The 20,442-nt window shown below is 72.0% G+C and carries 19 protein-coding genes; 9 read left to right on the plus strand and 10 right to left on the minus strand.

All coding sequences use genetic code 11. The features are described from left to right. Nucleotides 1–278: 278 nt before the first annotated feature. From D7147_RS28355 to D7147_RS28380, 6 genes are all read left to right on the plus strand, one after another. Entirely contained in the window at nt 279–1,880 is a 1,602-nt protein-coding gene (locus tag D7147_RS28355; RefSeq protein WP_120683077.1) for a protein kinase family protein, read from the plus strand. A 43-nt stretch (nt 1,881–1,923) separates the two neighbouring features. After that, the gene (sigM, locus tag D7147_RS28360; RefSeq protein WP_120683079.1) at nt 1,924–2,685 is read left to right on the plus strand and encodes an RNA polymerase sigma factor SigM; all 762 of its coding nucleotides are present in this window, start codon (nt 1,924–1,926) and stop codon (nt 2,683–2,685) included. After that, nucleotides 2,682–3,761 (plus strand): hypothetical protein, encoded by a 1,080-nt coding sequence (locus tag D7147_RS28365; RefSeq protein WP_120683081.1) that lies wholly within the window; start codon nt 2,682–2,684, stop codon nt 3,759–3,761. Before sigM ends, D7147_RS28365 begins: the two co-directional genes overlap by 4 nt. A gap of 182 nt (nt 3,762–3,943) precedes the next feature. After that, the gene (trxB, locus tag D7147_RS28370; RefSeq protein ID WP_120683083.1) at nt 3,944–4,897 is read left to right on the plus strand and encodes a thioredoxin-disulfide reductase; all 954 of its coding nucleotides are present in this window, start codon (nt 3,944–3,946) and stop codon (nt 4,895–4,897) included. A gap of 31 nt (nt 4,898–4,928) precedes the next feature. Then, nucleotides 4,929–5,252, plus strand: a complete 324-nt coding sequence (trxA, locus tag D7147_RS28375; protein ID WP_120683085.1) for a thioredoxin — start codon at nt 4,929–4,931, stop codon at nt 5,250–5,252. A gap of 147 nt (nt 5,253–5,399) precedes the next feature. Then, nucleotides 5,400–6,566, plus strand: a complete 1,167-nt coding sequence (locus tag D7147_RS28380) for an N-acetylmuramoyl-L-alanine amidase (RefSeq protein ID WP_120683087.1) — start codon at nt 5,400–5,402, stop codon at nt 6,564–6,566. Between the two features lie 11 nt (nt 6,567–6,577). On the opposite strand, the gene D7147_RS28385 is transcribed toward D7147_RS28380, so the two are convergent. Next, nucleotides 6,578–7,243, minus strand: a complete 666-nt coding sequence (locus D7147_RS28385) for a GNAT family N-acetyltransferase (RefSeq protein WP_120683089.1) — start codon at nt 7,241–7,243, stop codon at nt 6,578–6,580. Between the two features lie 283 nt (nt 7,244–7,526). Between D7147_RS28385 and D7147_RS28390 the strand changes: the two genes are divergently transcribed. Further along, nucleotides 7,527–8,837 carry an aminotransferase-like domain-containing protein gene (locus tag D7147_RS28390; protein ID WP_120683091.1) on the plus strand — a complete coding sequence of 437 codons (1,311 nt, stop codon included), beginning with the start codon at nt 7,527–7,529 and terminating at the stop codon, nt 8,835–8,837. A gap of 7 nt (nt 8,838–8,844) precedes the next feature. Beyond that, nucleotides 8,845–9,843: a D-alanine--D-alanine ligase family protein gene (locus D7147_RS28395; RefSeq protein WP_120683093.1), complete on the plus strand. Its 999-nt coding sequence runs from the start codon at nt 8,845–8,847 to the stop codon at nt 9,841–9,843. A gap of 273 nt (nt 9,844–10,116) precedes the next feature. Here the strand turns inward: D7147_RS28395 and D7147_RS28400 are convergent, their stop codons facing one another. The 9 genes from D7147_RS28400 to rpmH form a co-directional block, all read right to left on the minus strand. Then, the gene (locus tag D7147_RS28400) at nt 10,117–11,094 is read right to left on the minus strand and encodes a hypothetical protein (protein ID WP_233563536.1); all 978 of its coding nucleotides are present in this window, start codon (nt 11,092–11,094) and stop codon (nt 10,117–10,119) included. Between the two features lie 572 nt (nt 11,095–11,666). Further along, nucleotides 11,667–12,680, minus strand: a complete 1,014-nt coding sequence (locus tag D7147_RS28405) for a ParB/RepB/Spo0J family partition protein (protein WP_120683095.1) — start codon at nt 12,678–12,680, stop codon at nt 11,667–11,669. Nucleotides 12,681–12,707: 27 nt separating this feature from the next. Then, complete coding sequence (locus D7147_RS28410; RefSeq protein WP_120683097.1) at nt 12,708–13,940, minus strand: ParA family protein; 1,233 nt, start codon at nt 13,938–13,940, stop codon at nt 12,708–12,710. Between the two features lie 383 nt (nt 13,941–14,323). After that, nucleotides 14,324–15,034: a 16S rRNA (guanine(527)-N(7))-methyltransferase RsmG gene (gene rsmG / locus D7147_RS28415; RefSeq protein WP_233563542.1), complete on the minus strand. Its 711-nt coding sequence runs from the start codon at nt 15,032–15,034 to the stop codon at nt 14,324–14,326. A 151-nt stretch (nt 15,035–15,185) separates the two neighbouring features. Further along, entirely contained in the window at nt 15,186–15,794 is a 609-nt protein-coding gene (locus D7147_RS28420) for a Jag family protein (protein ID WP_120683102.1), read from the minus strand. Between the two features lie 212 nt (nt 15,795–16,006). Beyond that, nucleotides 16,007–16,981: a membrane protein insertase YidC gene (gene yidC / locus D7147_RS28425; RefSeq protein ID WP_120683105.1), complete on the minus strand. Its 975-nt coding sequence runs from the start codon at nt 16,979–16,981 to the stop codon at nt 16,007–16,009. 3 nt (nt 16,982–16,984) lie between these two features. Next, nucleotides 16,985–17,224: a membrane protein insertion efficiency factor YidD gene (gene yidD, locus D7147_RS28430; protein WP_222864393.1), complete on the minus strand. Its 240-nt coding sequence runs from the start codon at nt 17,222–17,224 to the stop codon at nt 16,985–16,987. Nucleotides 17,225–17,268: 44 nt separating this feature from the next. Continuing rightward, nucleotides 17,269–17,682: a ribonuclease P protein component gene (gene rnpA / locus D7147_RS28435; RefSeq protein ID WP_120683110.1), complete on the minus strand. Its 414-nt coding sequence runs from the start codon at nt 17,680–17,682 to the stop codon at nt 17,269–17,271. A gap of 37 nt (nt 17,683–17,719) precedes the next feature. Further along, nucleotides 17,720–17,857: a 50S ribosomal protein L34 gene (gene rpmH, locus D7147_RS28440; RefSeq protein WP_007073824.1), complete on the minus strand. Its 138-nt coding sequence runs from the start codon at nt 17,855–17,857 to the stop codon at nt 17,720–17,722. A gap of 628 nt (nt 17,858–18,485) precedes the next feature. Between rpmH and dnaA the strand changes: the two genes are divergently transcribed. Then, nucleotides 18,486–20,312: a chromosomal replication initiator protein DnaA gene (gene dnaA, locus D7147_RS28445; RefSeq protein ID WP_120683192.1), complete on the plus strand. Its 1,827-nt coding sequence runs from the start codon at nt 18,486–18,488 to the stop codon at nt 20,310–20,312. The last annotated feature ends 130 nt before the right edge of the window (nt 20,313–20,442 follow it).

Raw genomic sequence — 20,442 nt, forward strand, 5'->3', positions numbered from 1 at the left:
GACCGAGCTGGGCGCGAACCGCCACCCGGTCGGGCCCCTCCGTCGGCCTCTTGCGGTGAACCCGTAGATTGGCCAGTACATGTGCCAGCAACGTGGCTGACAACGGTCGTAACCGGACGAAGCGTTCCACCCCCGGCGCCCCGCCGGGTACGGCGGGAAGATGACATGTCGGGGAGGCGGGCAACCCGGGTAAGGTCGCTCTCGACGGGTACGGCAGGCGGCGGCGCTCGCGCCGACACCGGTCGGCCGGTTCCTTCGAAGGCAGAGCGGGAAGCCACATGCCCAGCAGCGCGGGTCCATCGATCGACACGATCACCGAGGGAGGACGGGTGACTCAGGTCGGCGAGGGTCAGGACGCGGACGAGAGCGCTCCGCCGGTCATGACCTTCGGTGCTCCCACGACCGGTGAGATCCTCGCCGAGCGTTACGAGCTGGTCGAGCACATCAACAACGACAGCGCCGGGCGGTTGGTCTGGCGAGGTGTCGACGTCGTGCTGCGCCGCCCCGTCGCGGTCGTGCTGCGCTACCCGGGCGGCGACTCCGCCACCGAGATGCTTCAGGCCGCCGTCGCGGCCAGCCGGGTCATTCACCCCAACCTCGTCGGCGTCTACGACGCGATCGACGAGGACGAGCGGGCGTACGTGGTGCGCGAGTGGGTGGACGGCCAGTCCCTGCGCGAGATGGTCGCCGACGAGCCGCTGGACCCGGCTCGCGCGACCGCGATCGGTGCCGCCGTCGCCAGCGCCCTCGCGGCCGTCCACGCCACCGGAATGGTGCACGGGAACGTGCACCCGGGCACCGTCATGATCTCCGACGACGGCCGGGTGGTCCTGGCCGACGCGCGTACCGATGGCGACGACAGCCAGGAGAACGACGTCCGCGCGGTCGGCGGCCTCCTCTACTTCGCGCTGACCGGGCACTGGCCGCACACCGAGGCTCCGTTGCGGGGCGCCACCGCCGGACACGGCCGGGCCGGCATCGCCGACGCGGTCCGGGACGCCGACGGCGCGCTCGCCGCGCCCCGGCAGGTACGCGCGGGCGTGCCCGCCTACCTGGACGACCTGACCATGGACCTGCTCGACACCGAGATCGCTCCGCCGTCGTCGGACGTGCTCTCCGCCGAGCTGGCCCGGCTCGACGTGCCGGCCGAGGATCAGTTCCTCGAGAACAGCGGCCCGCTGCGCTTCTCCGCCGAGGCCGGGGAGGAGCCGTCGCCGCTGGCCGCCGCGGGCGGCCGCAAGGTCGCCATCGGCATCGCCGGGCTGCTGGCGGTCGCCCTGGTCGGTCTCCTGATCGGCATCAGCACCCTGGGCGGCGACGACAAGGACCCGCAGACCAACCCGGTGGCCGCGCCCAGCTCCAGCGCGCCCGCCCAGGCCGACCCGCCGGCCGCGGCCGTCGGTCCGCTGCGCATCGAGGACGTCCGTATCATCGACCCGGACAGCACCAAGCGCGACGAGCTGGATGACGCCGACAAGATCACCGACGGCGACAAGGACAAGGGCTGGCGGACCGACAACTACCCGAACAACAAGTACGGCAACCTCAAGCGCGGCATGGGGGTCTGGCTGGACCTCGGCGCCCCGCACACGGTGAAGTCCGTACAGGTCACCCTCTCCGCCACCGGCGCGACCGCCGCGCTCTACGCGGGTACGACCAACCCGCCGTCCACCTCCTCCGGTGACAAGCAGGTGCTGCGCGACTTCAAGACCCGGATCGGGCAGCCGTTCGAGGAGCACGACGGCACCACGATGGCCTTCGACGGCTTCAACGCCGACCAGAAGTACCAGTACCTCTTCTTCTGGGTCACCCAGCTGCCGGCCGAGGACGACGGCGGCTTCCGGCTCGGGGTCCAGGAGATCACGGTTCAGGGGTCGTGAGCCGGCCACCGCGCTCCGGGCACCGCCTCCGCCGGACGTAGTGATGGAGGAGCGCGAGACCCGTACGACGACCGCGCCTTCGGCGGGTCCGCCCACTCCGGCCGGGCCCGCCGACCCGTCCGACGACCTGGCGCTGCTGCGCGCGCACGTCGCCGGCGACCGGGATGCCTTCGCTCAGCTCTTCCACCGGCACCGCGACCGTCTCTGGGCGGTGGCGCTGCGGACGATGGGCGACCGCGAGGAGGCCGCCGACGCGCTCCAGGACGCCCTGCTCTCCGCCCACCGGGCCGCGAGCCGGTTCCGCGGTGACTCGGCCGTCACCACCTGGCTGCACCGGATCGTGGTGAACGCCTGCCTCGACCGCATCCGCCGCCGGCAGGCTCATCCGACGGTGCCGCTGCCCGACGGGGTACGCACCGACAGCGGATCCGCCACGGGAGGTGTGGAGCCGGCCGCCCCGACGCACGACCACGACACCGCGCTGGTCGTACGGGAAGCGCTCGCCGCGTTGCCGGCGGAGCAGCGTGCCGCGCTCGTCCTGGTGGACGTGCAGGGTTACCCGGTCGCCGAGGTGGCGAAGATCCTCGGCGTGGCGGAGGGGACGGTGAAGAGCCGCTGCTCCCGGGGCCGGGCTCGGCTGGCCGTGCTGCTGGGTCACCTCCGCCCCACGGCGGGTGACGTGGCGACGCCGGTCGGCGGCGGCTCCGACGTGCCCCCGGTCACGCTGGGGAACCCGCGCCGGGCCGACGGCGTCGGATCGGGGTCGGGGCGATCCCGGCGGGACGCCAAGCAGGAGGACTCGTGACGGTCGGGCGGTTCCGGGAGGTCGACCACGACCTGCTCGCCGACTACCTCGGTGGCGCGCTGGACGGCACGCCGGAGCACGTGGTGGTCGCGCGGCTGGTCGCCGAGGACGTCGCCTGGGCCGAGGCGTACGCGCGGCTCGCACCGGCCGTGGCGGCCGTCGAGGGGGACCTGGCCCGCTGGGGGGAGCCGGTGGCCGAGATGCCGCCGGAGGTCGTCGACAGGATCACCGGGGCGCTCGCCGCGGCACCTCCGCCAGCCGATGAACTCGCGACCGGCCGATCCGCGGTCGACGACGCCCCCACTCAGCCGGACCTGGACGCGGAGACCGCTCCCGGCGAAGGCGCCGGGTTCGACGGAGGCGCGACGTCCGGTACGCCCACGGAGGAGCCCTCCAGGCCGGGCGGAAGCCCGCTCGTTCCGGCGCAGGGCGGTCCGCGCCGGCCGGCTGCCGGCGTACCGCGCTCGGATCGGGGCGTGGCCACCGGGCCCGGCCGCCGGCGGCGGCGTCTGATCCGGATGGCCGGTCCGGTGGCGCTGGCCGCGGTCGCCGTGGTGGCCGTCGGCATCGGCCTCGACCGGCTGGCCGGCGGTGGCGACGACACCGGGACGTCCGGCACCGCGCTGGAGGCGCCCGCGAACGCTCCCGAGGCGGCGGCCGCGCCGGTCCGGACCACCGGGCCGTCGCTGCGCAGCGGCACCGACTACACACCCCAGAACCTCGGCTCGGTCTTCGCCTCCGACCTGCCCAAGACCCTGGAGGGCAACCCGGCCCCGACCAACCGGAGTGCCGGCGACGCGAACGGCGACCGGATGTCGGCGCCCGACGGAAGGGACCGGCTCGTCCGGCTCACCGACCCGGCGGCCCTCAACACCTGCCTGAGCGAGATCGCCCTGGAGCACCGGGGGGGTCCGCTCGTGGCCGATCTGGTCGACTACGCGGCCTTCCAGGGGGAGCAGGCCCTGGTCGTACGCTTCACCGACGCGGCGGGTGCCCGGTGGGCCTGGGTGACCGGACCGGAGTGCGGAGTGCCGGGCTCCGGCGCGGACACCCGCTACCGCACGCGGGTAGGGTGAGTTCACGGTCATCCGGGCGTTCGGGCATCCGCGTGACCTGACCCACCGAACGACCGGCGCGGGAATTCCCGGTTCGTACGATGACGTTTCGCAAGTAGCTGCCGGCACCTTCAGGCGCCGGTAACTCGGATCGGCATCGTGCGCGCGTCGATGCCGAAACACACACAACTCGGGAGACGGCAGTGGACGAGGTCCGCAACCTGATCATCATCGGCTCCGGGCCGGCCGGTTACACGGCGGCGGTCTATGCCGCACGCGCCAACCTGAAGCCCCTCATCATCGAGGGCGTGCAGTCGGGTGGCGCGTTGATGACGACGACCGAGGTGGAGAACTTCCCCGGCTTCGCCGACGGCATCCTCGGCCCTGAGCTGATGGACAACATGCGCAAGCAGGCCGAGCGGTTCGGCGCCGAGTTCCTGACCGACGACGTGACCCGGGTCGAGCTGGTGGACACCGGCGACACCGGCTCCGGCGCGGTCAGCACCGTCTGGGTCGGCGAAACCGCCTACCGGGCGCACGCGGTCATCCTCGCCACCGGTTCCGCCTGGCGGCCGCTGGGCGTGCCGGGCGAGCAGGAGTACCTCGGCCACGGCGTCTCGTCGTGCGCGACCTGTGACGGTTTCTTCTTCCGTAACCAGCACATCGTCGTCGTCGGCGGTGGTGACTCGGCGATGGAGGAGGCGAGCTTCCTCACCCGCTTCGCCGACTCGGTGACCATCATCCACCGGCGTGACTCGTTCCGCGCCAGCAAGATCATGGCCGACCGGGCGCTGAACAACGACAAGATCAAGGTGGAGTGGGACAGCGTGGTCGAGGAGGTCCTCGGCGCCGACGGCAAGGTCACCGGCGTCCGCCTCCGGAACGTGCACACCGGGGAGACCAAGCAGCTCGACGTGACAGGCGTCTTCGTGGCGATCGGCCACGACCCGCGCAGCGAACTCTTCCGTGGGCAGGTGGAGGTCGACGACGAGGGGTACGTGAAGGTGCAGGACCCCAGCACCCGGACCAGCGTGCCTGGCGTGTTCGCGGCCGGAGACCTGGTAGACCACACCTACCGGCAGGCGATCACCGCCGCCGGTACGGGCTGCGCCGCCGCCCTCGACGCCGAGCGCTTCATCGCGACTTTGCAGGGCTGAGAACCGAAACAACCCCCGGAGGAGGGCCATAGTGGGAACAACCAAGGCGGTCACCGACAAGAGCTTCGTCAGCGACGTCCTGCAGTCCGACAAGCCGGTGCTGGTCGACTTCTGGGCCGAGTGGTGCGGCCCGTGCCGCAAGGTGTCGCCGCTGCTCGAGGAGATCGCTGGCGAGATGAGCGACCAGGTCACCATCGTCAAGGTCAACATCGACGAGAACCCGGAGACCGCGCGGGCGTACCGGGTGATGTCGGTGCCGACCCTGACGATCTTCAAGAACGGCCAGCCGGTGCAGTCCGTGGCCGGCGCCAGGCCGAAGGGCGAGCTGCTCAAGCTGATCGAATCGGCGCTCTGACCACCGCTTACGCCGCGACCCCGTACCCGGTTGACCCGGGTGCGGGGTCGCGTTTTTTCGCCGGGCGAGCCACCTCACCGGGCCGGAACGCATAACCTCAAGCACGGGCCGCCCGGCCAGCCAGCATCCGTGCAGAGGGGGTCGTGCGTGCGTCCGATCCGTCCCGGTGACCGCGGGCCTGCGGTCACGGAGATCCGTACGGTCCTGGCCGGTCTCGACCTGCTCCCGCCCGCGGACGGCGCGCAGCTCGACGAGTTCGACAGCACGACCGAGCGGGCGGTACGCGCCTTCCAGCAGTCCCGCGGTCTGAGTGTGGACGGCCGGGTCGGCGCGGAGACGTGGCGAGCCCTGGAGGCGGCCCGCTGGCGGCTCGGCGCGCGCACCCTCTACCACGCGGTGCCCGAGCCGCTCACCGGCGAGGACGTCCGTTCCCTGCAGGAACGCCTGCTGGAGATGGGGTACGACGCGGGCCGGGCGGACGCCATCTACGGCATCCGGACCTCCCGGGCGGTCGCCCAGTTCCAGCGGGAGGTCGGCCTGACCCCGGACGGCGCGTGCGGGCCGCACACCATGAACGCGCTACGCCGGCTCGGCCGGAAGGTGGTCGGCGGGCGCCCCCAGTGGCTTCGCGAGTCCGACGCGATCCGGCAGTCCGGCCCGACCCTCGTCGGCCGTACCGTGGTCATCGACCCGGGGCACGGCGGCACCGACCCCGGCGTGGTGGTGCCGGACGGGACGCTGCGCTGGACCGAGGCGGAGCTGGTGCACGACCTGGCGAGCCGGCTGGAGGGGCGGCTGGCGGCCTCCGGGGTGCGGGTACAGCTCACCCGCGGCCCCGCCCCCGGCGAGTGCCTGCCGGACACCGACCGGGCCCAGCTGGCCAACGCGCTCGGCGCCGACGTGTTCATCTCGTTGCACACCGACGGGCACGTCAATCCCGCCGCCGACGGCGTGGCGACCTACCACTACGGCACCGACAACGGGGTGACCTCGGCGACCGGTGAACGGCTGGCGGGGCTCGTGCAGCGGGAGATCGTGGCGCGTACCGGGCTGCGGAACTGCGGCACCCACGCCAAGGCGTGGGACCTGCTCCGGTTGACCCGGATGCCGGCCGTCCGGGTGGAGGTCGGCTACCTCACCTCGCCGACGGACCGCGCCCGGCTGGTCGACCCGCGGTTCCGCGACCGGGTCGTCGAGGCGATCGTGGCGGCCGTGCAGCGGATGTACTTCCCGATCGAACGGGACGTGCCGACCGGCTCGATCGACGTCAGCGAGCTACGGGCCGTGGTGGCGGCCGGCACGGTGGTCGACTGACGAGGCGCTGCTCAGTTCGTGCCGGACCGGGTGGCCGCGGCGGGCCGGACGGGGCGGAGCAGGCTCTCCGGGCTCATCGAGCCGAGCAGCTTCTCCAACGCGTACTCGACGTCGGACTTCCAGCTCAGCGCGGTACGCAGCTCCAGGCGGAGCCGCGGGAAGCGCGGATGCGGACGTACCGTCTTGAAGCCGACGGAGAGGAAGAAGTCGGCCGGCGCGACGCAGGCCCGGGAATCGTCCGGAGCGTCACCGAACTTGGCGTCGCCGAACGCCTCGATCGCCTTGATCCCGCGCTTGGTGAGGTCCCGCGCGACACCCTGGACGAGCATCCGCCCCAGACCACCACCGGCGAACGACGACACCACGTTCGCCGTCATCAGCAACGCGGCGTCGGCGGAGACCGGTGAGGTGGGGAAGGCCATCGAGCGGGGAACGTACGCCGGCGGCGCGTACATGACGAAGCCGGCCGGCATGCCGTCGACGTAGGCGAGCTTGCCGCACGACCCCCACTCGAGCAGCGTCTGGGAGACCCAGGCCTCCTTCTCCAGGCCAGGATCACCGGCGGCGCAGGCCCGGTCGGCGGAGACCGGATCCAGCTCCCAGTAGACGCACTGTCGGCAGGGGCGCGGCAGGTCCTCCAGCGTGTCCAGGGTCAGGTTGACCAGACGTCGCGACATTGGCGCACCCCACACTAGGCTCGGTGGTGAACCGGCACGGAACGACAGCGCCGCCTTCCTGCCCCCGACGAGCGATCGTACGCCGCCGGCCGACCGTACGGGAGGGGACGCGCGAACGCCCCCCGCGCGGGTGACCTGTCCGGGGAGTGGACGCACCTGATGTCCGGTGCCCAGCTCCGCCCCGGCGGTCTAGGATCGAAAATCGGCGTCCCCTGCCGCCATGGTCGCCGGTGTCCGGGGTACGCCTGGGACGGAAGTCCGCCTTAGCGATCGAGGTGATGTCATGGCCGGCACGACGCTCGACGACTACACCGACCGGTACGCCCGGCGCGTGCGCGGCATGACGGCCTCCGAGATCCGGGCCCTCTTCGCGGTGGCGAGTCGTCCCGAGGTCGTGTCGCTGGCCGGAGGCGCCCCCTACATCGCCGCGCTGCCGCTGGACGCGGTGGGCGAGATGCTCGGCCGCCTCGGCTCCGAACACGGCGCGACGACCCTCCAGTACGGCATCGGTCAGGGCACGCTGGAGCTGCGCGAGGGAATCTGCGAGGTGATGGCCCTCTCCGGAATCGACGCCGCCTGCGGCGCGTCGCCGGACGACGTGGTCGTCACGGTCGGCGGGCAGCAGGCGCTCGACCTGGTGGCCCGACTCTTCCTCGACCCGGGCGACGTGGTGCTCGCCGAGGGCCCGACCTACGTCGGCGCGCTCGGGGTGTTCCAGGCCGCCCAGGCCCAGGTGGTCCACGTGCCGATGGACTCCGACGGGCTCATTCCGGAGGCGCTGGAGACCGCCATCGCCGAACAGGCCCGCGCCGGACGGCGGGTCAAGTTCCTCTACACCATCCCCACCTACCAGAACCCGGCCGGCGTCACGCTGACCGAGGAGCGCCGGGAACGGGTCCTCGACATCTGCGAGCGGGCCGGTCTGCTCGTGATCGAGGACGACCCGTACGGCCAGCTGGGGTTCGAGGGCGAGGCGCCGGCCCCGCTGCGGGCCCGGCGGCGGGAGGGCGTCTTCTACCTCAGCACCTTCTCCAAGACCTTCGCTCCCGGCCTGCGGGTGGGCTGGATCCTCGCGCCGCACGCGGTCCGCGACAAGCTGGTGATCGCGAGCGAGGCGCAGATCCTCTGCCCCAGCGGCTTCGCGCAGGCGGCCGTGGCGACGTACCTGAACACCATGCCGTGGCGGGAGCAGCTGAAGGTCTACCGGGAGGTCTACCGGGAGCGTCGGGACGCGCTGCTCGACGCGCTCGCCGACCTGATGCCGGCGGGCACCAGCTGGACCAGGCCCGGCGGCGGTCTCTTCGTCTGGGCCACGCTCCCCGACGGCCTCGACTCGAAGGCGATGATGCCGCGCGCCGTCGCCGCCCGCGTCGCGTACGTGCCGGGCACCGGCTTCTACGCCGACGGCTCCGGCGGCGGCCACATGCGATTGAACTTCAGCTTCCCGCCGCCGGAGCGGATCCGGGAGGGCGTGCGTCGGCTCGCCGGGGTGATGGAGCAGGAGATCGCGACGCGGCAGGTCTTCGGCGCGGTACGTGGCGAGGGTCCCCGCCGCCGGGCCGGTTCGGACGCGCCGGGTCCGGCCTTGGCATGATTCCGGCATGGGTAAGACCGCTGCCGAACGCCCCGAGCTGACCGAACCCGCCGGAATCGACGACCTGCACGTCCTGGTCCTCGCCGGCGGACTCTCGTACGAGCGGGACGTCTCGCTGCGCTCCGGCCGCCGGGTGCTCGACGCGCTCCGGGCCGTCGGCATGGACGTCGAGCTCCGGGACGCCGACATCGCGCTGCTGCCGGCGTTGGCCGCCGACCCGCCGGACGCCGTCGTCATCGCCCTGCACGGCGCGACCGGGGAGGACGGGTCGCTGCGCGGTGTCCTCGACCTCTGCGACGTCCCGTACGTCGGCTGTGACGCCCGCGCGTCCCGGCTGGCCTGGGACAAGCCCTCGGCGAAGACGGTGCTCCGCGAGGCGGGCATCCCGACCCCCGACTGGGTCGCTCTGCCGCACGACCGCTTCTCCGAGTTGGGCGCCGTGGCGGTGCTCGACCGGATCGCCGACCGGCTCGGACTCCCGCTGATGGTGAAGCCGGCGCAGGGTGGTTCCGGCCTGGGTGCGGCCGTGGTCCGGGAGAGCGCGGCCCTACCGGCCGCCATGGTGGGTTGTTTCGCGTACGGCTCGACGGCGCTCGTCGAGCGGTACGTGCCGGGGATGGACGTGGCCGTCTCCGTCATCGATCTCGGCGACGGCCCGCAGGCCCTGCCGGCGGTGGAGATCGTGCCCCGCAACGGCGTGTACGACTACGCCGCCCGGTACACCGCCGGCCGGACCACCTGGCACGCGCCCGCCCGTCTCGACTCCGGGGTCGCGGCGAACGTGGCGGAGGTGGCCCTCGCCGCGCACCGCGCCCTGGGCCTGCGGGACCTGTCCCGGGTCGACCTCATCGTCGACGCCGACGGGCAGCCGCACGTGCTGGAGGTCAACGTGTCGCCGGGGATGACCGAGACGTCGCTGCTGCCGCTCGCCGTCGCCGCCTCGGGGCTGGATTTCGGGCAGGTGCTGAGCGCGCTCGTGGCCCGCGCAGCCGCCCGTCGGCCCTGACCTAGTCGTCCCAGGCGCACCGTCGCGGGCGGTCCTCGGCTCAGTGCGGCTAAGGCCTCGTCCCCCGCCGTACGACACCGGGGGCCGCACGGTGGCCCGGTTGCGGCCCGGGCCGAACGCTCGCGGCCGGATCCGCGCCGATCCCGCGCACTCGGCCCAGGCCGACGGGTCACACCGGCGCGACCCGTGTGCGACCCGGCCGACGCGATCGACGCGGTCGAACCGCTACCGACCAGACCGAGGCGGGCCGGCGCCGGCGAGTTCCGGCAGGGTCTAACTGGCGGTGGTCGGCTTCGCCGCGGCTACGTCGTCGTCGGGGCGCCTCGGTGACGGCACCTTCGGCTGCTGCCCGGCATCCCCGTCCGAGGCGTTCTCCGCGGCCGCAGAGCCCGCCACAGGCGTCGGGATCTCCGTCGCCTCCTCAACCACCGGGCGCCCCGTTTCGACCCCGCTGACGGGCACCTCGCCCGGGGAAAGCGCCTTCGCGTCGCCGTCGTCCCAGCCGTCCTGGGCCGCGCCGAGGGCCGAGCGGTCGGCACCCAAGTCGGCGTCAGCGTTCCCGTCGGCCGGCTCGTCGTCGATCGGCCTCTCCTCGGCTGCCTCGATCACCGAGGTCTCCGCGGCGGCCTCGGCGTCCGTGTCGGGAATCGACGAGGCGATGCTGGACGGCGCCTGCCACTGGATCCGGGGCGGCTCCGCGAGCGGGCGGCCGCCGAAGTCGGCGAGCCAGGCGGCGACCAGCGCGAGGTTCTCTCGCCACTTGGCCTCGGGAATCGGTGGCAGGATCGAGTCCCAGAGGGACAGGAACGTGCCGCGCAGCTGCAGATAGCCGCGTGGGCGGGCGAGGAACCACAGGTGCAGGTGGGCTGAGCCGTCGCCCCACCGGTTCACGTGCACCCGGGCCACATCGTCCAGCGACCGGATCGCGCGCTCCAGCCGTACCGTCATCACACCCAGCTCGGCGGCGAGCAGGTTCGGCAGGTCGCCGAGGTCGAGGTGGGATCGGGTCTCCAGGATGAGGACCATCGGCAGACCGGTGGGCCGGTCCATGGCGCGTACCCGCCACCGCTCGCCGACCCAGATGTACGCCTCGTCGGGAGCGCTGCACGTGATGCACTCCCGGCTGCCCTCGCCCTTGCGAGGCGGCTCGACCGGGACCGGATCGTCGAGTTGCTTGACGCGAAGATCGCCCTCGAAGGGGAACGAGGGCCACTGGGTGAAGTCCGGAACTGCGGGAGGGGTGTCTTGCACGAGGGTGACCCTAGTCGAGTCCGGCACCGCTGTCCCTACTCCGCACCGACCGTTGTGGCGGGCCCTCCAGAGCCTTCCCGGCGGGCCCGAGACGGGGATATCCACAGGCCCCCGGAGGCTCCGTGTTCGGGCGTAATCCACAGGTACGCAAGGGGTTCCACGCGCTGTTTCACGTGAAACGGCAGTCGCCTGTGGATAACCGGTGTGGATAAGTTCGCCCGCTGCCGTCGCCCCGGCCGCACCCCGCTCCGGAGGCCCCGGGCGCCTCCGTTTCACGTGAAACGAGGAGGGTCGCGGTGGGTGCCCGGGCGTCGCCCCTCCGGCCGCATACGTCACTCGTGAGGGCGGCATCATCGCGGGTTCAGGGCTGCCGTTCGCTAGGTGGGCAGGCCGACCCGGGGCCGCGTACCTTCGCGGGGCGCGGGACCGAACGGCGCTGCCGAAGCTCGGCCTGACCGTTCCGGCTTCGCCGGAATACGCGCGGCAGGGCAGCAGGGGCGGGTCCGTGGCTGCCCTGACAGCCTGACGGCCGCACACCCGGCGAGGGTATGCGGCCGTCAGGTGCGTTCAAGTCAGGACTCGGGCGTCTCCTCTTCGACGCCGATGATCCCGACGATCCGCTCCAGGTCGTCGACCGTGGCGAACTCGATGGTGATCTTGCCCTTGCTCCGGCCGATGTCCACCTTCACCCGGGTGTCGAAACGGTCCGAGAGCCGGTCGGCCAGATCGTTGAGCGCAGGCGCGTGCGGCTTCGTACGCGCTCTCGCCGCCGGAGTCTTCGCCGGCCCGTCGCTCAGGGCCAGAGCCACGATCTCCTCGGTCGCGCGTACCGAGAGACCCTCGGCGACGATCCGCTTGGCCAGCTGCTCCTGAGCCTCGGCGTCGTCGAGGCTCAGGAGGGCCCGGGCGTGCCCGGCGGAGAGGATGCCGGCGGCCACCCGGCGCTGCACCTGAGCGGGGAGGTTGAGCAGCCGGATGGTGTTGGAGATCTGCGGTCGACTACGCCCGATCCGGCGGGCCAGCTCCTCGTGGGTGGCCCCGAACTCCTCCAGCAGCTGCTGATAGGCCGCCGCCTCTTCCAGCGGGTTGAGGTTCGCCCGGTGGATGTTCTCCAGCAGGGCATCCCGGAGCATCGCGTCGTCCCGGGTGTCCCGCACGATCGCCGGAATGGACTCCCGGCCGACCGCCTGGGCGGCACGCCACCGGCGCTCGCCCATAACCAGCTCGTACTTCTCGTCGTCGAGCTGGCGTACGACGATGGGCTGGAGGAAACCGACCTCCTGGATCGAGGTCTTCAGCTCCTCGAGCGCCTCCTCGTCGAAGACCTGTCGGGGCTGCTTCGGGTTCGGCACGATCGCGTCGACCGAGATCTCGGCGAACCGTGCTCCCGGCACCGGGCTCAGCGTCGAATCGGGCTGCGCCGGAACGACCGGGGCTTCCGAGATCGGCACGCCGGTGGCCGCCGGCTCCGCGGCCGGCAGACCGTTCGGCGGCTCGGCGAGCTCTGTGCCGGTGCCCGCCACCGGGCCGGTCGGAATGAGCGCCCCCAGGCCTCGACCCAGGCCGCCCCGAGGACGGTTCTTCATGCCACGCCTCCAGACGACTTCCCCGCACTACGCATTGCGGCCCACCGGTTCCTTGACACCGCGCTCGGCGATCTCCTGGGCCGCCTCGAAGTAGCTCGTCGCGCCCCGCGACCCGGGATCGTAGGTCATCACCGACTGGCCGTAGCTGGGCGCCTCGGAGACGCGTACGTTCCGCGGGATGACCGACCGGAGGACCTTGTCGCCGAAGTGGTTACGGACGTCCTGCTCGACCGCGTCGGCGAGGCGGGTACGCCTGTCGTACATGGTGAGCAGGATCGTGGAGACCTCGAGCCGCGGGTTGAGGTGCTGGCGGACCAGGTTGATGTTGTTGATGAGCTGGTTCAGCCCTTCGAGCGCGTAGTACTCGCACTGGATCGGGATCAGCACCTCCTGCGCGGCCACCAGAGCGTTCACGGTGAGCAGGCCGAGCGACGGCGGGCAGTCGATGAAGACGTAGTCGAAGTGGCCCGGGTACGCCTCGATCGCGCGGGAGAGCCGGGACTCCCGGGCCACCACTGAGACGAGCTCGATCTCGGCACCCGCGAGGTCGATGGTCGCCGGTACGCACCAGAGGTTCGGGATGCCCTCGACCGGCTGGGCCACCTCCTCCAGCGGCAGGCTGTTGATGAGGCAGTCGTAGACGTCCGGCACACCGGTGTGGTGCGGCACGTTCAGGCCGGTCGAGGCGTTGCCCTGGGGGTCGAGGTCCACCACCAGCACCCGATTGCCGTGCAGCGCGAGCGCCACGGCCAGGTTGACGGTGGTGGTCGTCTTCCCCACGCCGCCCTTCTGGTTCGCGACGCACATGACCCGGGTCCGCTCCGGTCGAGGCATCGTCACCTCGCCACTGGGGTTCAGGATCTGCACGGCGCGCATCGCCTCCATTGCCAACGGTGGGTCATCATCTTCGGCCGTTTCACGTGAAACGTACGAGGGGTCAACCGGCTCGGGCTCGTACGGCTCGGCCGGAACGGTGGGGGCGTCGGGCGCGACGGCCGCGTCCCGTACCGCGTCGGGGGTGGGCTGCTGCGGGACGGCCTGCTCGAATCGGGCCGACGCCGTGGTGTTGCGCCGGTTCGCGGCGGACCGCGACTCCGATGGTGCGTTCACCGGCCGGGCTGCGGGGTCGGCCGGGCGATTCGCCGCCTGCTCCGACCCGGACCCGTCAGGGGACCAGCCGGGGTAGCTGGTTTCACGTGAAACATGGTCGTTGGCCGACCTGTTCGCTCGTGGGTCGTCGTACCTGCCGTCGTCATGCACCTGTCATCCCCGCCCGCTCCGGATGGTCGGTCCGCACCCGTCAACTGGCCACGCCCTCGCACGCTTCCGCGGTGTCCGTAGCCAGCGGGAGCGGCCGGGACCGTCAACGTCCGTCGCCATCCGCTCCACACTATCGACGCGCGGTCAGCCTACGGCGCACGGGCGCGGCCGGTCCACGTCGGGTTCTCATCCCTTCCCTCCACCCGCACCGGTTCAACGACCAAGGCACCAACCGGGAAAGGCTTGTGCCACAACGGATCCGCTGGTCATTCGCCGCCCTGCGGCGCGCCCGAGGCGCCTCCACCCGCAGGGGGGCGACAGGCGTCACAGCTGTGCAGGCATCAGGACCGGCAACCCCACGCGGCGGCATCCGGGCGCGCCCCTCAGCGACGGCGGGAGCGTCCGCCCTGGGACCGTTTGCCGGCCGCCGCGCGGGCCCGACCTACCAGCCGTTCCCGCACCACCTCGACGACCGTGGTCGGCGGGTCGATGACGCCGACGCCACACCGGTGCACGGCAGGCTCCCCGCCGCCGAGCTTCGCCACCGCGGCCGCGTGCTCGGCGATCTCCTCGGCGGCCGACGCCCCCTTGAGCGCGACCAGCCGTCCGTTCGGCACGGCGAGCGGCAGGCACCAGGCGGCGAGCCGATCCAGCGGGGCAACCGCGCGGGCGGTGACCACGTCGGCGCGCAGTGGGGCAAGCCCGGTCGAACCCGTGGCCGCCTCCTCGGCCCGACCACGGAACACGCGGACGGTCCCACCCAGTCCGAGCCGCTCCACCGCCTCGATCAGGAACGAGGTGCGCCGGGCCAGCGGCTCGACCAGCGTCACGGCGAGGTCGGGACGCGCGATCGCCAGGACGATTCCGGGCAGGCCGGCACCCGACCCGACGTCCAGCACCTCGACCCCCTCCGGGATCCGCTCGGCCACCGCCGCGCAGTTGAGCAGGTGGCGGTCCCAGATCCTGGGTGCCTCGCGCGGACCGATCAGACCGCGCACCACCCCGTCGGTGGCGAGCAGTTCGGCGTACGCGGCGGCGATGTCGAGGCGGTCGCCGAAGAGGGTGCGGGCCGCGCCGGCCAGGTCGACCGGCAGGACGGCGACCGTCGGGTCGGGAGCCTCCGCGCCACCGCCGTCGGACGATCGCGAGTCGGCGGGGCCGGCGGAGTGTGCGTCGGGCCGGACAGCGGACGGCCCGGGTGAGGTACCACCCGGGCCGGTCGGGACGTCGTCGTGGGTCACCCGGTCAGTCCACCGGCCGGACGACGATGCGGCGGTTCGGCTCGACGCCCTCCGACTCGCTCTCCACGCCGGCGATGGCGTTGACCACGTCGTGCACGCACTTGCGCTCGAAGGCGGACATCGGGTCCAGCCGGACCGCCTCGCCGTACTCCTTGACCTTCTCCACCGCGTTGCGGGCCACGGCCGCGAGCTCCTTGCGCCGGGTGGCGCGGTAGCCGCCAACGTCGAGCAGCAGCCGGCTCGGCGTACCGGTCTGCCGGAAGACGGCGAGCCGGGTCAGCTCCTGCAACGCCTCCAGGGTGGCGCCGCGCTGGCCGACGAGGCTCTGCAGCCGACCGCCGACGACCTCGACCACCGGGCGACCGGCGGAGACCAACTCGTCGATGTCGCCGTCGTAGTCGAGGATGTCGAGCAGACCCTCCACGTAGTCGGCCGCGATCTCGCTCTGCCGGAACAGCTCGCTGTCGGCCGGAGACTTCTTCTCCCGGCCCGCGCCGTTGGCCTCCTCGGCGTCGACGTCGGTCTCCTCCTCGATCTCCTCGTCCACGGCGACGGGGGTGGTCGCCTCGTCGTCCAGGGACTCGTCGGCGCGGGGGATGCTGGTATCGGTCACGGTCTCATCTCCGTACTCGCTCGGCCGGACCGTCGGGTCCGTTGGTCTCCCGAGGCCCGGCGGGAGGTCGCCGGTGCCACGGGCACGTCTGTACGGGCAGTTTCGCCCGTGCCCGCGTCGCGCGCGGTGCGTTCCGCTCGGCGCCGGCCGTACGGCGGCTGCACGGTGCGGAAACGGGCCGCCGGCGGTCTCCCGCGGCGGCCCGCATCAGGTCAGCCCTGCCGCTTGGCGGGGCGCCCCTTCTTGGGGTTGGCCGGCTTCGCGCCCGGCTTCGGAGCGGCGACCTTCGGCGCGGTGGCCTTGGTCGGCGGCTGCGCGGCGGGCTTGCGACCGAAGAGGCCACCGGTCTTCGCCGGCTGCACCGGGTTCCGGGCCGACGTGGTGGTCTTGGCGGTGACCGGCGGCGGGTACTTGCGGAGCACCCACTGCTGCTGGCCGAGGGTGAAGAGGTTGTTGGTGACCCAGTAGATGATCACACCGATGGGGAAGATCGCACCGGAGACGAGCAGAGAGAGCGGGATGCCGTAGAGCATCAGGCGCTGGATCATCCGCTGCTGCGGGTCCTCGGCCCAGCCGGTCTTCAGGATCATCTGGCGGCTGGTGAGGTAGGTGGTGCCCATCATCACCAGGACCAGGACGCCAGCAATGATCTTGACGGTGGTGCCGTTCGCGCCGAGGCGCGCCAGCTCGTCGACGGTCGAGCCGAACTTGCCGGCGATCGGCGCGGTGAAGAGCTTCGCGTTGGAGGCGCTGTCGAACTGGTCGACCGACCAGCCGTACAGCGTCTTGGCCTGCTTGGCCGGGTCGAGCCGGCGCAGCACGTGGAAGAGGCCCAGGAAGACGGGGATCTGGAGGAACATCGGAAGGCAGCCCATGAGCGGGTTGGCCTTTTCCTTCCGATAGAGCTCCATCATCTCCTTCTGGAGCGTCTCCCGGTCACCCTTGTGCTTCTCCTGCAGCGCCTTGACCTGCGGCTGCAGCGCCTGCATGGCGCGCTGCGACTTGATCTGCTTGACGAAGACCGGGAAGAGGATCACCCGGACGGTGACCACCAGGAAGATGATCGCCAGAATCCAGGCGAAGTTCGTGCCGAGAACGGCGTCGACGGGCACCCCGATGGCATCCCAGGCCGAGTGCCAGGTCAGCAGGATCCACGAAATCGCGTAGTAGACCCAGTCGAGACTCAATTCTCAGGCTCCAGTCACTTCGGCACGGCGGCGACCGCCCGGCTCCGGCACCGGGTCATGCCCACCTGGATGGAAGGGGTGACAGCGCAACAACCGCCGGACCGCCAGCCAGGTTCCGCGGACCGCGCCGTGCCGGGACACCGCCTCGAGGGCGTACGCACTGCACGACGGGTAGAACCGACAGCGGGCCGGCAGTGCCGGACTTATCCAACGACGGTACGCGATGATGGGCCCGATCAGCACACGGGCGGCCAGGCTGCGGGGCCGGAAGGCGGCCGAACCGACACTCACCGGTGCCGCCTCCGGGGTTTCTGGGCGGCCGCGATCGCGTCGTCCAGATCGGCGCCGAGCCGTGGGTAGGAGGCGTCGGCGGCCTCGGGGAGTGCCCGGACGACCAGGGTGCTGCCCGCGGGAAGCTCGCCCAACCGCTCCCGAACCAGGTGCCGCAGGCGCCGACGGACCCGGTTGCGGACCACCGCCGGTCCGACGGCCTTGGATACGACGAAGCCGGCGCGGGTCGGCACGGAGGGGTGCTCCGCGCCGGCTTCCCGCGCCGGCTCCGGCGATGTCGACGTCGCCGCCTCGGGGGAGATCGGCAGGGTCAGGTGCACCACGACTGCGCCACGGCCGGCGCGTCGGCCACCCCGGACCGCTGCGGCGAACTCGCTGCTGCGCCGCAGTCGCTGCGCGGCGGCCAGCACGACTGCCCCACGTCCCCCCGGCCCTGCCCGGTCGGCCTCAGGCCGACAGGCGGGCGCGGCCCTTGGCGCGACGGGTCGAGAGGATGGCCCGCCCGGCCCGGGTGCGCATGCGCAGCCGGAAGCCGTGGGTCTTGGCACGCCGGCGGTTGTTCGGCTGGTAGGTGCGCTTGCTCACGTCAGGCTCTCCGTTGTCCTACGTCCCGGGTTCTTGCGGACCCGGGAGTCGTGTGGTGGTCCAGGCCACTGCGGGGTGGCCTCCGATCGGCGCTGCCGGGCGACCGGGGAACCCCCTTGACGCGGGGGATCCAGTCGGGCAGCGAGCACCCATCACCCTAACAGAGGGCGTGAGAGCAGCCGCTCCAGCCTACGCAGGGGGGCAATGACCGTCAAACAGCACACCCCCGGTCCTCGCGGACGCGCCGACGACCGAAGCGGCGGTTTTCACTCATACCGAGAACGTACGGGCCGCGTCGCCGGTTGATGGCGCAGGGACAACGCTGTTACCGTGCCCGATTGCGGTCGGCGTCGGGGGTTGAGGCGTCGCCGCCCGGCAAGACCGGACAAGGTAGTTAATCGTTCGGCACGGTGTACCTGCTTCAGCGCTCGATCAGGCAGGGGCAGGTCCCACCCGCGTCCGACGAACGGCCACAATCGGTCGGTACACAGGCTGTGGATAACTTGTGGACGACGACTGGTCGGCCGTTCGGGTGGTGAAGCGCCATCCGCGCGAACGCGGCGGGCCCGCGACGGCCGGCTGGCAGACAGCCACGGCCGGGGAGCAGAGGCGAGGGGGTGGCACGACGGTGGCCGGTTCGACCGATCTTGCCGCGGTATGGACGGCGACGACCGACGAGCTCGCCGACGAGATCATCTCCGCCCAGCAGCGGGCCTACCTCCGGCTGACCCGACTGCGCGCGATAGTCGAGGACACCGCGCTGCTCTCCGTACCGGACGCCTTCACCCGGGACGTGATCGAGTCGAGGCTGCGCCCGGCGATCACCGAGGCGCTCACCCGGCGTCTCGGCCGGCCGATCCAGGTGGCGGTCACCGTCCGGGTCCCCGAGGATCCCGCCGGGCGGCCGGCCGGAACCGTCTACCGCAGCACCCCGGAACCGGGGCCGGTCGACCCGACGGTCGGGCCGGCGACCCTGCTCGACGCGGCGTACCCCGCTGACGCCGCTGCGCACGGCGGCCCCGCGCGACCGGCGGCGCAGATCCCCGAACAGCCGCACGCCGAGCACGCCTTGGAGCATCCGGCGCTCGGCGAACCCCACCACGCCGACTTCGGCGGGCGGGACGCGCAGGAGACGCTCTTCAGCGCCGCCTTCGGCGACCCGACGCCGCCCCCGCCGGCTCCGACCCCGCTGAGCGGACCGGAGCGCCGCAGTTTCGACGAGCAGGCGGCCCGACTCGACCCGCCGGGGCCGGACACCAGCCCCTACGAGCCCCGGTACCGCGACGACGGGCCGTCGCCCCGTGATCAGCACGTGATCCGGGCGCTGCCGCGCGACAACGGCACCGACAGCGGACCCGGCCGTGGTGGTACGGATCACCGACCGGGCGGGCGGGACGAGCGACGACTCCCCGGCGCCGACACGGGCGGCAACCGGCTCAACCCGAAGTACATGTTCGAGACGTTCGTCATCGGCTCGTCGAACCGCTTCGCGCACGCCGCTGCGGTCGCGGTGGCGGAGTCTCCGGCCAAGGCGTACAACCCGCTCTTCATCTACGGCCACTCCGGGCTCGGCAAGACCCACCTGCTGCACGCCATCGGGCACTACGCCACGACCCTCGGCAACGCCCGCTCGGTCCGGTACGTCTCGACCGAGGAGTTCACCAACGACTTCATCAACTCGCTGCGGGACGACAAGACCAGCGCGTTCCAGCGGCGCTACCGGGATGTGGACATCCTCCTGATCGACGACATCCAGTTCCTGGAGAACCGGGAACGGACGCAGGAGGAGTTCTTCCACACCTTCAACACCCTGCACAACGCCAACAAGCAGATCGTGATCACCTCCGACCGGTCACCGCGCCAGCTCGCCACCCTCGAGGACCGGATGCGAACCCGGTTCGAGTGGGGGCTGCTGGCCGACATCCAGCCGCCGGACCTGGAGACCCGGATCGCGATCCTGCAGAAGAAGGCAGCGCAGGAGCGGATGTACGCCCCGCCGGACGTGCTGGAGTTCATCGCCTCGCGGGTGTCGAACTCGATCCGGGAACTGGAGGGTGCGCTGATCCGGGTGACCGCCTTCGCGAGCCTCACCCGGTCGACGGTCGAGCTGTCGCTGGCGGAGGAGGTGCTCCGGGACTTCATGCCCGACGGCGCCGGGCCGGAGATCAACGCCGACCAGATCATGGCCTCGACGGCCGACTACTTCGGGGTGAGTCTGGAGGACCTGCGCGGTCAGTCCAGGTCCCGGGTGCTCGTCAACGCCCGGCAGGTGGCCATGTACCTGTGTCGGGAGCTGACCGAGCTGTCACTGCCCCGGATCGGGCAGGCGTTCGGTGGACGCGACCACACCACGGTGATGCACGCCGACCGGAAGATCCGTCAGCAGATGGCCGAGCGCCGTTCGCTCTACAACCAGATCGCCGAGCTGACCAACCGGATCAAGCAGAACACCTGAGACGTACGCGGCCCGACCCGCTACCGCAGCGGCACCGATCCACGCGAGCCCCGCCCACGGCGGGGCTCGACGCTTTCCACAGCCCGGTCGGCTTGACCTTCGAGCCGGTCGAGCCCCCAGGATCGGCCCG

The organism is Micromonospora musae, from assembly GCF_003626545.1.
In the GTDB taxonomy this organism is placed as follows: domain Bacteria; phylum Actinomycetota; class Actinomycetes; order Mycobacteriales; family Micromonosporaceae; genus Micromonospora; species Micromonospora musae.